At 74.0% G+C, this 15,315-nt stretch carries 9 protein-coding genes and 1 pseudogene; 5 read left to right on the plus strand and 5 right to left on the minus strand.

Annotated features, from left to right (window positions below; translation table 11 throughout):
* Positions 1 to 430: 430 nt before the first annotated feature.
* Positions 431 to 1,792 (minus strand): ABC transporter substrate-binding protein, encoded by a 1,362-nt coding sequence (locus tag MF408_RS19750; protein WP_240249082.1) that lies wholly within the window; start codon positions 1,790 to 1,792, stop codon positions 431 to 433.
* Positions 1,793 to 1,933: 141 nt separating this feature from the next.
* The gene (locus tag MF408_RS19755; protein WP_240249083.1) at positions 1,934 to 2,680 is read right to left on the minus strand and encodes a DUF554 domain-containing protein; all 747 of its coding nucleotides are present in this window, start codon (positions 2,678 to 2,680) and stop codon (positions 1,934 to 1,936) included.
* Between the two features lie 133 nt (positions 2,681 to 2,813).
* On the opposite strand from MF408_RS19755, the gene MF408_RS19760 reads away from it, so the two are divergent.
* Positions 2,814 to 3,395, plus strand: a complete 582-nt coding sequence (locus MF408_RS19760) for a GNAT family N-acetyltransferase (protein ID WP_240249084.1) — start codon at positions 2,814 to 2,816, stop codon at positions 3,393 to 3,395.
* 7 nt (positions 3,396 to 3,402) lie between these two features.
* Here the strand turns inward: MF408_RS19760 and MF408_RS19765 are convergent, their stop codons facing one another.
* Complete coding sequence (locus MF408_RS19765; RefSeq protein ID WP_240249085.1) at positions 3,403 to 3,822, minus strand: hotdog fold thioesterase; 420 nt, start codon at positions 3,820 to 3,822, stop codon at positions 3,403 to 3,405.
* A 64-nt stretch (positions 3,823 to 3,886) separates the two neighbouring features.
* On the opposite strand from MF408_RS19765, the pseudogene polA reads away from it, so the two are divergent.
* Positions 3,887 to 6,570 (plus strand): annotated as a pseudogene (gene polA, locus MF408_RS19770) (DNA polymerase I).
* A gap of 5 nt (positions 6,571 to 6,575) precedes the next feature.
* Here the strand turns inward: polA and MF408_RS19775 are convergent.
* Both MF408_RS19775 and MF408_RS19780 read right to left on the minus strand, forming a co-directional pair.
* Positions 6,576 to 7,808, minus strand: a complete 1,233-nt coding sequence (locus MF408_RS19775; RefSeq protein ID WP_240249086.1) for an IS110 family transposase — start codon at positions 7,806 to 7,808, stop codon at positions 6,576 to 6,578.
* 266 nt (positions 7,809 to 8,074) lie between these two features.
* The gene (locus tag MF408_RS19780; RefSeq protein WP_240249087.1) at positions 8,075 to 9,358 is read right to left on the minus strand and encodes an oligosaccharide flippase family protein; all 1,284 of its coding nucleotides are present in this window, start codon (positions 9,356 to 9,358) and stop codon (positions 8,075 to 8,077) included.
* A 92-nt stretch (positions 9,359 to 9,450) separates the two neighbouring features.
* Between MF408_RS19780 and MF408_RS19785 the strand changes: the two genes are divergently transcribed.
* Genes MF408_RS19785 through MF408_RS19790 form a run of 3 tightly spaced genes read left to right on the plus strand, consistent with a single transcriptional unit; the run spans position 9,451 to position 15,279 of the window.
* Positions 9,451 to 10,854, plus strand: a complete 1,404-nt coding sequence (locus tag MF408_RS19785; protein ID WP_275693239.1) for an alpha-(1->3)-arabinofuranosyltransferase family protein — start codon at positions 9,451 to 9,453, stop codon at positions 10,852 to 10,854.
* The gene (locus MF408_RS25915; RefSeq protein WP_275693500.1) at positions 10,761 to 11,273 is read left to right on the plus strand and encodes an alpha-(1->3)-arabinofuranosyltransferase family protein; all 513 of its coding nucleotides are present in this window, start codon (positions 10,761 to 10,763) and stop codon (positions 11,271 to 11,273) included. The genes MF408_RS19785 and MF408_RS25915 overlap by 94 nt, the downstream gene beginning before the upstream one ends.
* Positions 11,224 to 15,279, plus strand: a complete 4,056-nt coding sequence (locus MF408_RS19790; RefSeq protein ID WP_240249088.1) for a discoidin domain-containing protein — start codon at positions 11,224 to 11,226, stop codon at positions 15,277 to 15,279. The genes MF408_RS25915 and MF408_RS19790 overlap by 50 nt, the downstream gene beginning before the upstream one ends.
* Positions 15,280 to 15,315: the final 36 nt, after the last annotated feature.

Raw genomic sequence — 15,315 nt, forward strand, 5'->3', positions numbered from 1 at the left:
CCTGCGACGTGACGGGCAATCCCTCCACTTGTCCGGCATTGCTTTGCCCGACAAGTTGAGGTTTCCCCGGTCGACCGGGGAAACCTCACGTCGCGCCCCGCGCCCCGCGGCCCGGCGCGCGCGGCCCGGCCGAGGTCGGCCTCCTGGGCCGGGTCCCGTGACCGATCGTCCGCCCGCTCGCCGCGGCAGGATCGGTCTGTGACCTGACGGGCAATCCCTGCGACGTGACGGGCAATCCCTCCACTTGTCCGGCATTGCTTTGCCCGACAAGTTGAGGTTTCCCCGGTCGACCGGGGAAACCTCACGTCGCGACCGGCCGCTCGGCGCCCCGCCCGCCCGGCGTCCCGCAGCCCACCCCAGCCCCGCCAATCCCGAAAAACACCGGTGCCCCGGACCACCCGGCCCGGGGCACCGACGGTTCAGCTGGAGGTCACTCCCCGCTGACTCCCTCGACGGAGTCGACCAGCTCGGGGGCGTTGTCGGCGTTGAACTGGTAGATGCCGATGAACGCGGAGCTGGGGTCGTGGTTCTCGTTGAGCGGGCCGATGCCGGAGGGACCCGTGTAACGGATCTCCTCGCCGGCCTCGATCAGCTCGAGGCACTCGGCGTACGAGGTGCACTCCTGGCCCTCGGTGGCGCCGGAGACGGCGAGCACGTTCTGCTGCACCGTCTGGGAGTCGTTGGCGCCGCCCTTGGCCGCGGCGAGGGCCGCGAGGATGGTGGCGTCGTAGGACTCGGCGGCGTAGGAGAAGTCGCTCAGGGCCTCGCCCTCGAACTGCTCGTGCCACGAGCTGACCTGGGTCTTGAAGTCGTCGGAGGCGTCGGCACCGGGGATGGTGCCCTTGGCGCCCTCGAGCGTGCCCGGGTCGAACTCCTCGCCCCAGTCGGAGGTGTTGCCGTCGGACATGTAGACGTTGGCCACGTCGAAGCCCTGCGCGGCGAGCTCGGGGACGATGCCCGCGGTCTCGTCGAAGGCGAGGATGACGATCGCGTCCGGGTTGGCGTTGAGCGCCGAGGTCACCTCGGCGGAGAACGTCGTCTGTCCCGGCGGGAACTCCTGCCCGTCGCCCTTGCCGCCGTAGACGACCTGGCCGCCCGCGGCCTCGTAGGACTCCTGCACGAAGTCGCGCAGGCCCGTGCCGTAGGCGTCGTTGAACACCAGGAACGCGAGCCGCTGGTGGCCGTCCTGGGCGATCAGCGAGCCGAGCGCGCTGCCCTGGACGCTGTCCTCGGGCGCCGTGCGGAAGTAGAAGTCGCTGTAGCCGGTGAGCTCGGCGGCGGTGTTGGCCGGCGAGATCTGGGTGATCTTCGCCTCGGTGAGGGTGTCGACGAAGCCGAGCGACACGCTGGACGACGCGGCGCCGACGACGACCGACGGGTCCTCACCGGCGAGCTGCCGGGCGCTGCGCCGGGCGACCGAGAGGTCGTTGGCGTCGCCGGAGTCGAGGATCTTGTGGCAGGCGTCCGCACCGTTGACGCCGCCGGCCGCGTTGATGTCGGAGACGGCGAGACCGACACCGGCGATCTCCGGCGGGCCGAGGTAGGCCAGCGTCCCGGTCAGCGGAAGGATGCCGCCGGCAACGAACGCGTCGGCAGAGGTCGCGTTGGCGGCGCACTCGTCGTTGGTCAGCGATGCCGCGGCGTCGGAGCTGGGGGAGTCGGCGTTGTTGTCGCCGCCACCGCCACCGCCGTCCCCGCCGTCGTCCTCGGAGCCGCACGCCGTGAGCGCGAGGCCCAGCACGGCGCCACCGGCCAGAAGCCTGAACCAGGGGCGGTTGTTGGATCGAATCACTCTGCGAACCTTTCTGTTCGAGTGCATCGGCGTGCACTGGGGGCCGCTCCCGGAGCGTGAGGACCGGGTGCAGCAGGGACACCGTAGGCCGACATCCGCCTGCCGCGTGGGATGCGTCACGGTTTTGACCAAACCGTTACGTCAGGACCAGGCGGCCACGAACGCCGTCAGCACCGGCGCCACGGCAAGCGCGGGCAGCAGGTCGGCGACCGCGACCTGCTTGACGTTCATCAGCCGCAGCGCGACGCCGACGAGCAGCAGGCCGCCGGTCGCGGTGATCGACGCGAGGTGGGCGTCGGGGAGCACGTCGCCCAGCCCGACGCCGACCAGCGTGAGCCCGCCCTGGACGACGGCGATCGTCAGCACGCTCGCGGCCACGCCCCACCCGAACGCGGCGGCGAAGGCGACGGCCGCGAACCCGTCGAGCGCGGACTTGAGGTAGAGCTGCTCGGCGCCGTTGCCCAGCCCGTCCTCGAGCGAGCCGAGGATGGTGAGCGGGCCGGTGCAGAAGATCAGCGACGCGACGACGTAGCCCTCGACGAACCGGCGCCGCTCCTCGCCGGTCGCCTCGCCGGCCAGCCTCGCCTGCAGCCAGCCGCCGAGCCGCTCCACCCGGTCCTCGAGGCGGAGCAGCGACCCGGTGATGCCGCCGACCAGCACGGCGCCCAGCACGATCAGCATCGGCGCGCTGTCGCCGACGGCGTCGGAGAACGACGGGTCGAGCACTGCCATAGCGGAGGTGCCGGCGATGAGGAGCGTCACCAGCCCGAGGCCGTCGGTCACCAGCTCGCGGGTGCGCTGCGGCAGCCGGTTCCCGGCGACGCGGCCGACCACGGAGCCGACCAGCACGGTGGCGATGTTGACGACGGTGCCGGTGCCCGGGACCAAGGCGCGCTCCTCGTCGGTGTCGGTGGGGGAGTTCGGCAGGGAGGGGACGGCACAGGACAGGGAGACTGGGCCTGTCGCCGTCGCCGCGGTGAGCGTAGTCTGACCCGCGACCTGAGAGGGGGTTGGTCGGAGCATGAGCAGGGTCTCGTTGACGCCGAGGGCGGCGGTGCGTGAGGACGCACCGGTCCTGGCCGAGCTGTGGAGCGACGTGCTCCGCCGCGTCGACCGCGCCGAGCAGGTCGCCGACCTCGAGCTGGTCATCAAGGCCGCGGCCGCGTCGCCCGAGCAGCGCCTCGTCGTCGTGGAGTACGGCGGCGCCGTCGCGGGAGCCGTCTTCCTGCGGCTCACCACGCTCTCGCCGATCAACCTCGAGTCGTGCGTGCAGTCCATCCAGCCGCGCGTGCTCCCGGAGTACCGCCGCCACGGCGTCGGACGGGCGCTGATGGACGCGGCGGCCTCCTTCGCGGAGGAGAACGGGGTGCTCCACCTCAACGCCACGGTGCCCAGCACCGCCCGCGACGCCAACCGGTTCATGGCCCGGCTCGGCCTCGCCCCCGCCGCGACGTACCGGCTCGCGCCGGTGAGCCTGGTCCGGAGCCGGCTGTCGCCGCCCCGGCCCCACGTCGGCACCCGGTCGGTGCCGCGGGTCCTGGCGGTGCGCCGCACCCAGCGGCGGGCACGGGCGGGCCAGGAGGAGCTGCCGCTCCCGGAGTAGCCGCCCGCTACTTCGCGGGGTCGCGCTCCAGCAGGGCGCAGGTGATCCGCGACGTGCACACCCGGCGGCCCTGGTCGTCGGTGAGCACGATCTCGAAGCTGGCGGTGGTGCGTCCGCGGTGTGCCGCCGTCGCGACGCCGGTCACGACGCCGCCGGTGACCGCGCGGTGGTGGGTGGCGTTGATGTCGAGGCCGACCGGGTACCGGCCCGGGCCGGCGTGCAGCGCCGCGGCGACCGAGCCCAGGGTCTCCGCCAGCACCACCGACGCCCCACCGTGGAGCAGGCCGTAGGGCTGCGTGTTGCCCTCCACCGGCATCGTCCCCACCACCCGCTCGGGGGTCGCCTCGACGATCTCGATGCCCATCTTGGCGCCGAGCGCGCCCATGTCCGCGAGCATCTGCTCGACCACCTCGTTGCCGTGCGTCATGACGCCCACGCTAGTGGCCCGGCGGCCGGGCCGCGGTGTCGGCGCCGGTCGATAGGGTCGGGTCGTGCCCGAGCCCAACCAGCGTCCCCGCCTGCTCCTCCTCGACGGCCACTCGCTGGCCTACCGTGCGTTCTTCGCGCTGCCGGTGGAGAACTTCTCGACGGCGACCGGCCAGAACACCAATGCCGTCTACGGGTTCACCTCGATGCTCGTCAACGTGCTCCGCGACGAGCAGCCGACGCACGCCGCTGTCGCGTTCGACGTGTCGCGCACCACGTTCCGCACGGCGGAGTACGCCGAGTACAAGGCCAAGCGCAACAAGACGCCCGGCGAGTTCAGCAGCCAGCTGCCGCTGATCGAGCGGGTGCTCGACACGTTCTCGATCCCGTTCCTCAAGGCCGAGGGCTACGAGGCCGACGACATCATCGCCACCCTCGTCACGCAGGCCCTCGCCGACGAGACCTCTGACATGGAGGTGCTGATCCTCACCGGCGACCGCGACTCGCTGCAGCTGGTCACCGACCGCTCCACGGTGCTCTACCCGATGCGCGGGGTGTCCGACCTGGCCCGGATGACGCCGGCTGCGGTCGAGGACAAGTACGGCGTCCCGCCGCAGCGCTACCCCGAGCTCGCGGCGATCGTCGGCGAGACCTCCGACAACCTGCCGGGCGTGCCGGGCGTCGGCGCCGGCTTCGCGGCCAAGTGGCTCAACCAGTACGACGGGCTCGACAACGTGATCGCCCGTGCCGACGAGATCACCGGCAAGAAGGGGAGGCCCTGCGGGCCCACCTCGGCGACGTGATCCGCAACCGCCGGCTCAACGCCCTCGTCACCGACCTCGACCTCGGTGTGCGCCCTGCCGAGCTGGCGCTGCAGCCGTGGGACCGGCAGGCGGCGCTGACCCTCTTCGACGAGCTGGAGTTCCGGGGCGAGCTGCGCACCCGCACGATCGAGACGCTGGCGGGGGAGGAGCCGATCGAGGAGGGCGGGTTCGAGCTCGAGGGCCGCACGCTCGCGCCCGGCGAGGTCGCCGGGTTCCTCGAGGGGCTCGGCGACCAGCCGGTCGGGCTCCACGTCCGCGGGTCCTGGGCGGCCGGCACCGGGTCGGTCGACGGCCTCGCGTTCGCCGACGCGAGCGGTCGGGCGGCGTACGTCGACGTCGGGTCGCTGGAGCCCGACGACGACGCCGCGCTCGCGGCCTGGCTGGCCGACCCCGGGCGGCCGAAGGTGGTCCACGACGCGAAGGGGCCCTCGCTGGCCCTCGCCGCGCAGGGCTGGCCGCTGTTCGGGGTGGTCAGCGACACCGCGCTCACCGCCTACCTCGCCCGTCCCGACCAGCGCTCCTACGACCTCGCCGACCTCACCCTGCGCTACCTGCGCCGCGAGCTGAAGGGTGAGCGCGACAGCGATCAGGGCGAGCTCTTCGACGACGGCACCGACGCCGGCTCGACGTCGATGCTCTACGCCCGGGCGGTGATCGACCTCAGCGAGGCGCTCGAGGGCGAGCTCGAGCGGGCCGGAGGCGTGCAGCTGCTGACCGACGTCGAGCTGCCGTTGGTCCAGCTGCTGGCGCTGATGGAGCAGACCGGCATCGCCGTCGACATCGACCACCTGACCGCGCTGGAGGAGCACTTCGCCGACGAGGTGCGCTCCGCTGCCGACGAGGCCTACGCCGTGATAGGCAAGGAGATCAATCTCGGCTCGCCCAAGCAGCTGCAGGTCGTGCTGTTCGACGAGCTCGGCATGCCCAAGACCAAGCGCACCAAGACCGGCTACACCACCGACGCCGACGCGCTGCAGGGCCTGTTCGCCAAGACCGAGCACCCGTTCCTGCTGCACCTGCTGCGCCACCGTGACGTGAGCCGCCTGCGGCAGACGATCGAGGGCCTGCTCAAGACCGTGCAGCCCGACGGGCGGATCCACACGACGTTCAACCAGATGATCGCGGCGACCGGACGGCTCTCGAGCACCGAGCCGAACCTGCAGAACATCCCGATCCGCACCGAGGAGGGGCGCCGGATCCGGGAGGGATTCGTCGTCGGGCCCGGCTACGAGTCCCTGATGACGGCCGACTACAGCCAGATCGAGATGCGGATCATGGCCCACCTGTCCGAGGACGAGCTCCTCATCGAGGCGTTCCGCTCGGGCCGTGACTTCCACTCGACCACCGCCTCCCGGGTCTTCGACGTGGCGGCCGACGAGGTCACCCCGGAGATGCGGGCCAAGATCAAGGCGATGAACTACGGGCTGGCCTACGGCCTGTCGGCGTTCGGCCTCTCCCAGCAGCTCGGCATCGACACGAGCGAGGCCAAGGCGCTGATGGACGAGTACTTCGAGACGTTCGGCGGGATCCGCGACTACCTCTCCGGCGTGGTCGACGAGGCCCGGCGCACCGGGTTCACCGAGACGATCATGGGCCGCCGCCGCTACCTCCCTGACCTCACCAGCGACAACCGGATGCGCCGCGAGATGGCGGAGCGGATGGCCCTCAACGCGCCGATCCAGGGCTCCGCGGCCGACCTGATCAAGGTCGCCATGCTGCACACGCAGCGGGCGATCGAGGAGCAGGGCCTGCGGTCGCGGATGCTGCTGCAGGTCCACGACGAGCTGGTGTTCGAGGTCGCGCCGGGGGAGAAGGACGCGCTCGAGGCGGTCGTGCGCGAGCGGATGGGCGGCGCCGCCGACCTCGCGGTGCCGCTCGACGTCAGCGTCGGCACCGGCCGCAGCTGGCACGACGCCGCGCACTGAGAGCCCTATGTCAAGCGGCCTCCTGGAGGAGGTCGTTGAGGCGGCCGTGGCGGTCGGTGTCGTAGGGCACGCGTTCTTGCCAGCAGCGCCACAGGATCCTGGTCCAGCCTTGGGCGAGGATCCTTGCTGCGTGGGGGGTGGCGGCAGCCGCGAGCCCGGGCCCGGTCGTAGGTGTCGCGGGCCCAGGCGTTGGCGCGTGGGGTGTCCTGGGCCCAGTCGATGAGCGCGGCTCGTAGCTGCTTGTTGCAGCCGCGGCGGTAGGCGACGTTGCGGTGCTTGCCGGACTGGCGGGTCGAGGGTGCGACGCCGGCGGCGGCGGCCAGGGACTGGGCGTCGGGGAATCGTGCGCGGCAGTCGCCGATCTCAGCCAGGAGGGTTGCTGCGCGGACGACCCCGGCCCGGGGCAAGGACTGGAAGAGCGGCCCGTCGGGATGGGCGAGGAGCGCTTCGCGGATCCGGGTCTCGAGCTCGTCCTGACTGGCGCGCAGGCCCATAAGGACCTCGACCAAGGTCGTGACGATCAGCTCGGACGCTTCGGCGGCAGCACCGGTGGTGCGCCCTTCAGCGGCCTTGCCGAGGTGGTCGACCAGCTGGCGTGGGGTGTGGCGCCCGCAGTAGCTGTTGGCCTTGAGCCAGTGCGCCATTCGCAGTTCACCACCTCCGGCGGTCAGCCACGCGGCCTTCGCTTCAGAGGGAAATCGGCGCAGGAAGGCGAGGCTGATCGGGATGTCGAGCTGGCTGAACAGGCCGATCGCGCCGGGGAAGTTGTGCTGCAGCACCGCCAGCAGCTGGTTGTGAACCGCGATGCGGTGCCCGACCAGGTCTTGGCGGGCACGGACCAGCATCCGCAACGCGATCGTCTCGGCAGAGTCGGGTCGAACGACCGCCCATCGGCCGGCGTCGGTGCGCAGCGCGTCGGCGAGGACGAACGCATCGAACCGGTCGTCCTTGTTGCCCGCAGTGCCGTAGCGGGCCCGCAGCGACTTCACCTGCCGGGCTGAGATCACCACGACCTCGAACCCGTCGCGGATCAGGTGCTCGACCACCGGACCGTCGCCACGTTCGATCCCCACCTGCGCGACACCGTGTCGTCGCAACAGGGTGGTGATTTTCGCCAGCCCCGGCCGCGAGTGCGGCACGGTGGCCTCTTCGATGCGCTGCCCGGTGTCGTCGACGATGCACAGCGCGTGGTGCTGCCAAGACCAGTCGATCCCGGCGAAAGTGGGCGTAGCCTGCATGTGAGTGCTCTCCTTCCGTTAGCCCACGGATTCAGCACTCCGGTCCGGGACGTGACGGTCGGTCGCTCACTGAGGCGCTCCAGGCCGGCAAGCCTTGGCGCAAAGCCCTATGGCCGATCTGCACGTCCCGGGCCACCGGGCCCTGCAACTCTCAGCCAGGTCGTCCACGAAGGGCGACTCGGTCAGCCCGGCAGTGACCCGGCAGACCCGGGGTGCAGACAAGAGACCTACTCCTGTCTGCGCCTAACGTCCACCAGTGAGAGCGGTCAGCCGCCGAGGGTCTCGGTGCCCGTGCGGCTCCGGAACGCCTGGAGCGCGAGCAGCAGCCCGACCACGCAGGCGTCGACGACCGCGACGGTCACGACGAGGCCGGTGAGCGAGTCGGCGAGGCCGCCCGCGACCACCAAGGCCACGACGCCGGCCGCCACGAGGTACTTCGTCCACCGCCCCCGCTTGGCCAGGCCGGCGTAGACCAGCAGCTGCAGCACCGCCAGCAGGGCGCCGAGGGTGGCGAACAGCCACAGCCGGCCCTCGACCTCGGCGTAGTCGGCGCCGCCGACGAACTCCACCGCGACGCCGCTCAGCAGCCAGGCCCCGGCGACCGACACGGCGCCGAGCCCGCCGAGGAACCCGAGACCCCGCAGCACCGCGGCCCGGCTCTCGCCGGCGGTCGACATCGACGGGAACAGGATGACGACCGCGAACTGGGGCAGGAAGAGCACGGCCTTGGTCACGATGAGGCCGCCGGCGTAGAGACCCGCCTGGTGGTCGTCGAGGACGTTGCGGGCCACGACGACGTCGAGGTTCGACAGCGCCACGAACGCCAGGAGCGCGAGCGAGCTGCTGGCCGTCTCACGGCGTACGTCGCGCCGGACCTCGCGGTCGTGGGCGGTGACGATCGCGTCGCTCCGGCGGCCGCGGAGCGCCCACGACCCGACCACGACGGGGAGCCAGGAGGCGACGAGGACACCGAGCATCGCGCTGGTGGCGGTGGCCGACACCAGCAGGCAGGCACCACCGATGACGACCCGCGGCACGCCGACCGCGAGGTAGACGAGGCTCAACGGCAGCCACCGGCGCTCGCCCTGGAGCACGCCGGCCTGGCCGCCCATCACCGTGACCGGCACGACGCACAGGCCGAGCAGGACGGCGGGGACCACGCCGTCGAGGCGCAGCACCTCCCAGACCAGCGGCGAGGCGGCCACGGCCAGCGCGCCCAGCACCAGCGCCGCCCGCCAGGTCGTGGTCAGCACCGTCTGCTCGATCGCGGCGACGTCCGCGGGTGCGGCGGCGATCCGGCGCGCAGCCGTCGCCTGGAGGCCGAGCTGCAGCACCGAGAGCACCATCAGCAGCGCCATCAGGCCGGCCACCGCGCCGTACTGGCTCGGCCCGAGCAGCCGCGCCGCGACCATCTGGAACGCGTAGGTGCCGACGTTGGTGACGGCCATCGCGACCGCGATGCCGGCGCTGCCGCGCAGCACGCGGAGGAGCCGCGGCCGTGGACCGGAGCCGGGGACGCGTGGGTCCCGGGTCTGCGGTTCGGCGGTCACGGATCGAGCGTAGAGGGCGCGCCGATCCCGGCGCCGCACGGTCGCCGGGCACATACAGTGGCCTGCGCCGTGCGGCCGTGGGAGGAGAGGCGATGGAGGAGCGGGCTGCGGCGCGACGCTGCGCCGTCGTGCTCGTCGCCGTGTACGCCGCCCTGGCACTGCTGCTCGTCACCGAGCAGGCGGGCCGCACCACCAACGACACCCGGCTCGAGCTGACCGAGGAGCCCGGCCGCTACCTCGCCGGGACGTTCTCGCTCTGGAACCCGCAGGTGTCGCTCGGCGAGCTGCAGAACCAGGCCTACGGCTACCTGTTCCCCCAGGGCCTCTGGTACGCCGCGCTCGACCTGGTCGGGATGCCGGGCTGGCTGTCGCAGCGCCTCTGGTCGGTGCTGCTGCTCCTCCTCGCGTGCGAGGGTGTCCGCCGGTTGGCCCGGCACCTGGTCGGGAACCCGTGGGCGGCCGCCGCGGCCGGGCTCGTCTACGGGCTGGCTCCGCGCCACGTCACCGAGCTGGGCGTGCGCAGCGCCGAGATCCTCCCCGGCGCGGTGCTGCCGTGGGCGCTGCTGCCGATCGTGCAGGCCGTCGACGGCCGCCGCCGGCCGCGCGACGCCGCGGTGCTGTCGGCGGCGGCGTACGCGTGCGCGGGCGGCGTCAACGGCACCGCGACCGCGGCGCCCGCGGCCCTGCTGGTCGTGTTCGTCGCCTGGGCCGTGCTGCGCCGCCACCTGTCGTGGCGGTTCGCGGCCGGTTGGGCGGCGCTGATGGCCGTGGTCAACGCCTGGTGGGTCGGGTCGCTGCTCCAGCTCGGCCGCTACAGCCCGCCGTTCTTCGACTACGTGGAGGACGCTCGCGCCACCACCTGGTCCTCGGGCTTCGCCCCGACCCTGCGCGGCACCAGCAACTGGGTCGGATACATCGTCGTGGACGGCGAGCGCTGGTGGCCCGCCGGTCACCTGCTCTCCTACGAGCCGTGGGTCGTGGTCGGCACCGGGCTGCTCGCCGTCGTGGGGCTCGTGGGCCTGCTGCGCCACCGCGGCCGGTTCCGGGTGCCGTTGCTCGTCTCCGCCGCGCTCGGGTTGACCTGCCAGGTGATCGCGCACACCGGCCCGCTGGACGGGCCGCTGAGCCAGTGGTTGCAGGACCTGCTCGACGGGCCGCTCGCACCCTTGCGCAACGTGGCCAAGGCCGACCCGGTGCTGCGGGTGCCGCTGGCCGTCGGTGTCGCGGTCGCGGTCGCCGACGCGGCCCGCGTGGCGCACCGGACGCGGCGGCGCGACCGGCCTGCCGGCCGCGTCGGCGCCGGCCTGCTTGTCGCGGCGCTGGTCGGCGCGCTGGTCGCCGGGCTGGGCACGGCCGCGGCGCCGATCGTCCGCGCGGAGACCCGGACCCCCGGCTGGGGGAGCTGCCTGGCTACTGGCGCGACGCGGCGGCCTTCGTCGCCGAGCGGCGGGAGCGGCGGCTCGGCGACCGGGCGGTCGAGGGCGGCACGGCGGTGACCTGGGTGATCCCGGGCGCCGGGTTCGGCATCCACGAGTGGGGCTGGACGATGGAGGAGGTGATGCAGGCGGTCGACCGGTCGCCGTGGGTCACCCGGTCGCAGGTGCCGTTGACTCCGGCGGCCACCATCCGGATGCTCACCGCGTTGGAGACCTACCTGGAGACCGGCTCCGGGTCGCCGTACCTCCAAGCCATGCTGGTGCGGATCGGCATCGACACCGTGCTCGTCCGGCACGACCTCGACTCCGACGTGGCGGTCGCCACCCCGTCGAACCTGGTCTCGGTCGCCCTCGCCCGGTCGCCGGGGCTGCGGCGGGTGAAGAGCTTCGGGGGCGCTCGACTTCGGCCCGGCGATCGAGGTGTTCGAGGTGCAGCGCAACCTCGGCGCGGCGGAGAGCGGCGGGTACGACGTCCGTGACACGGCCGACGCCGTCACCGTGGCGTCCGCCCCCGAGGACGCGGTGGCGGCGGTCGGCGCGGGCCTGGTCGGGCCGGCGCAGCCGGTGCTCCTGGCGGGCGCGCCCGGCTGGGACCGGACCGCCGACGTCATCGGCGACGCCTGGCGGCGCCGCGAGCGGTCGTTCAGCCGGATCCTCGAGGCGGAGAGCAACGTGATGACCGCCGACGAGCCGCGGCACGGGCGGCGGGTGGTCGCCGACTACCCCGGCCCGCCCGGCGCGGAGCCCGTCGTGGCGGCGTACCGCGGGGTCGCCGGGGTCACGGCGTCGAGCTCGCGCGGCTGGGTCGAGATCCTCGGCAGCGTGCAGGCGGAGGCCGCTCCCGACGCCGTGCTCGACGGCGACACGTCGACGTCCTGGCGGCCGGCGCCGTACGTCGGCCCCGAGGGCGAGTGGGTCCGCGTCGACCTCGCGCGGGCGCAGCCGGTCGGCCGGGTGGAGCTGCTGCAGCCGGTCGAGCGCGCCGACCTGGAGCTGGTGACGGAGTGGCGGGTCAGTGCGGGTGGCGTGACCCGCACCGTCGAGACCGACGAGACGACGGGCCGCGCGGTCGCCGACCTCGACGGGGTGCGCGCCCGGTCGGTGCGGGTCGAGGTCGCCGCCACCCCGCACGCGGAGTCGGGGATCGGCCTGGCCGAGGTGTGGATCGAGGGCGTGCACCCCGAGCGGACGCTGGTGCTGCCGGAGGTGCCGCAGGCCGGGACGCCGGACGTCGTGCTCGGGGCGCGCCCCGAGACCCGGGCGTGCATCACCACCCTGCTCGGCCCGGACTGCGCGGCCGCCCGCCGGCGTGGGTCGGAGGAGGCGGCAGGCATCGACCGCACCTTCACGGTCGGGGCGGCCGGCCGGTGGGGTGTCCGGGGCCTCGCGGTCGCCCGGGCGACGCCGTCCACCACCGAGCTGCTGCTGCCGTTCGGCGGGCCGCAGGTCAGGGCCACGTCGGTGCTCTCCGACGACCCGGCGGTCGGGCCGCGGATGGCCCACGACGGCGACGACACCACGATCTGGCTCGCCGACGGCCGCGACCCCGCACCGACCCTCACCATCGACCTCGGCCGGCAGCGGGTGCTGCGCGGACTCGACGTGACGCCCCCGGCCGGGTTCGGCGCGATGCCCGACCGCGCCGTCGTGGAGGCCGACGGCCGGCGGCGCGAGGTGGACCTGGCGGGGTCGGGCTCGTTCGAGCCGCTCCGTGCCCGGCTGCTGACGGTGACGTTCCTCCGCGACGCGCCCGACGCCCGGCCGACCGGGATCGCGGAGCTGCGGCTGCGGGGCGGCCGGCTGACCACACCGTTCGACGGCGCCGCCCAGGCCGGGACGCCGTGCGGCTTCGGCCCGCCCCTGGTCGTCGACGGCCGCCGCTACCAGACCCGCGTCCGGGGCGACGCCGGCTCGGTGGTCTCGGCCGGCCAGCTCGCGCTCCGGGTGTGCGGGAGCCGCGCCGAGCGCCGGTTGCGGCTCGCCCCCGGCGTCCACCGCGTCCGGCTGTTGTCGACGCCCCAGTTCCAGCCGGTCGGGTTGACCCTGCTCGGGCTCGACGGGGACCACACCCGGGTGGTGGAGCGGTCGCGGTCGCTCCGCCTGCTGGACGCCGACGCGACCCGCGTCCGGCTCGACCTCGGCCCGGGGGAGGAGGCCGTGCTCTCCACCCCGCACAACCACAACGCCGGCTGGGTGGCCACCGTGGACGGACGGGAGCTCGAGCCGGTGACCGTCGACGGCTGGGCGCAGGGCTGGCTGGTGCCGGCCGACGCCGCCGGGGAGGTCGAGCTGCGGTTCACGCCGCAGCGCAGCTACCTGGTCGGGCTGGTCGGCGGGCTGCTGCTCCTGGCGGGCGTCCTGCTGTGGGCGCTCTGGCTCCTGGTGCGAGGCCGCCGGCGCGGTGCACCACCGGACGACCGTCCCGATCCGGCGCCGCCGCCAACGGTGCAGCGCGCGGACGGCGGCCGACGTACGGTCGCCACCACCGCGGCGCTCGCGGCGGCCGCGGCGGGGGGTCGCCTGGCTGGTCGGCGGGCCGCTCGTGGCGGCGGGCGCGGCGGCCGGGGTCGTCCTGGGCCGCCGGCCGGCCCTCGTCCAGGTACTGGTGGCCGCCGCCCTCCTGGTCGCCCTCGGCCTCTGGGCCGTGGAGCTGACCCGTGCCGCCACACCGCCGTCGGCCACCGTCGACCTGGTGACCGGCACGGCGTTCGCGCTCGCGGTGGCCGCAGCACTCCTCGGCGGCCGGGCCGGCACCACCGACGGGTCGTCGTGACCGGGCGCGGCGACGACCTCCGCGACCTCGGCTGGTCGGCCCTGGTCGCCGCCGTCGTGCTCGGGCCGCTGTTCCTGGGTCCGGGCTTCTGGTTGGTCGGCGACATGGTCTTCGTCCCGGAGCAACCGTGGAAGGCGGCCTGGCTCGGTCTCGACCCGGCCCTGCCTCGGGCCGTGCCGATGGACGCGCTGGTGTCGCTGGCGACGCAGGTGGTGCCCGGCACCTGGGTGCAACGGGCGCTGCTCCTGGCCGGGCTGCTGCTCGGCGGGCTCGGAGTCGGGCGGCTGACCCGGCCGCTGCCCCTCGTCGCCCGGGCAGCGGCGATCACCCTCCTGCTGTGGAACCCGTGGGTCCACGAGCGGCTGCTCATCGGGCAGTGGGCCATCCTGCTCGGCTACCTGGCACTGCCGTGGGTCGCCCTGGCCGCCCGGCGCCTCCGGGAGGACCCCCGCAGCGGCTGGGCGCCGGCCGCGATCGCGTGCACGGCAGCGGCGGTCTGCAGCCCCTCGAGCGGCGTGATGGCCGCGGCGACCCTCGCCGTGCTCGGGCTCGGCCGGGACCGGTCGGGCTGGTGGCGGGCGTGCGGGGTGGTGCTCCTGGCCAACCTGCCCTGGCTGGTGCCCTCGATGACGGCGACCACCGTCCGGGTGTCGGCCGACGGCGTGTTCGCCGGGTTCGCCGCGCGCGCCGAGTCCGGCGCCGGCCTGCTGCCGAGCCTGCTCTCCCTCGGTGGCATCTGGAAGACCTCGATCCTGCCGCCGGAACGCACCAGCACCCCTGTCGTGCTGCTGGCGTGCCTGCTGACCCTCGCAGCCGTGGCCGGGCTGCGGCGCGCGACCCGCGACCACCGCGGCGAGCTGCCGCGGCTGGTGCTGCTCGGAGCGGGCGCCCTGCTGGTCGCCGCCGCACCGGCCGTGCCGGGCGCGGCGGACGCGCTGGAGACGCTCGCCGCACGGCTGCCCGGGCTCGCCCTGCTGCGGGACTCGCACCGGTTCCTCGCGCCGCTCGGCGTCGCGCTCGCCGTCGGCCTCGCCGGCTCCGTGACCGTCGTCCGCGAGCGGGTGCGGCCCGGCCGCGAGGCGCTGTGGGGCGTCGCCGGACTGCTGGTCCTCGCGCCGGCCCTGCTGCTGCCGTCGCTGGCGTGGGGGGCGGCCGGGGAGCTCCAGCGGTCGTCGTACCCCGCCGAGTGGGACACGGTGGCCGCGATCCTCGAGGACCAGCGCGGGTCCGGTCCGTCGGGCAGCATGGTCGTGCTGCCGTGGCAGGGCTCCTACCGCGGCTTCGACTGGAACCACCACCGGGCGGTGCTCGATCCGGCGCCGCGGTTCTTCCCGGGCACGGTGCTGACCGACGACCGCCTGCTGCTCGACGACGTCGTCGTGCCGGCCGAGGACCCGCGGGCCGAGGACGTACGCCGCGCGCTCGCGGCGGCCGACCCCGGGGAGCAGATGCGGGCGGTGGGCGTGCGGTGGGTGCTGGTGCAGCACGGGATGTCGGTGGTCGACCCGCCGGCGGGGCTGGTCAGGCACGACGGCGAGGGCCTCACCCTCGTCGATCTCGCACCGGACGGGGAGCCGGTCGTGGATCCGCCGGTCGCTGAGATGTGGCGGGTCGTGTGCGTCTCGGCCGGACATCTTGCGGGGATGGCGTTGCCTTTGGCGGCGTTCCTGTGGAGAATCCGCAGCGGGAGAGATGCTCGTCACATTTCGTGACGACCGGTCACCGGTGCACCCGGACGCGGCCGGAGG

Source organism: Nocardioides sp. TF02-7, from assembly GCF_022437945.1.
Lineage (GTDB): Bacteria > Actinomycetota > Actinomycetes > Propionibacteriales > Nocardioidaceae > Nocardioides.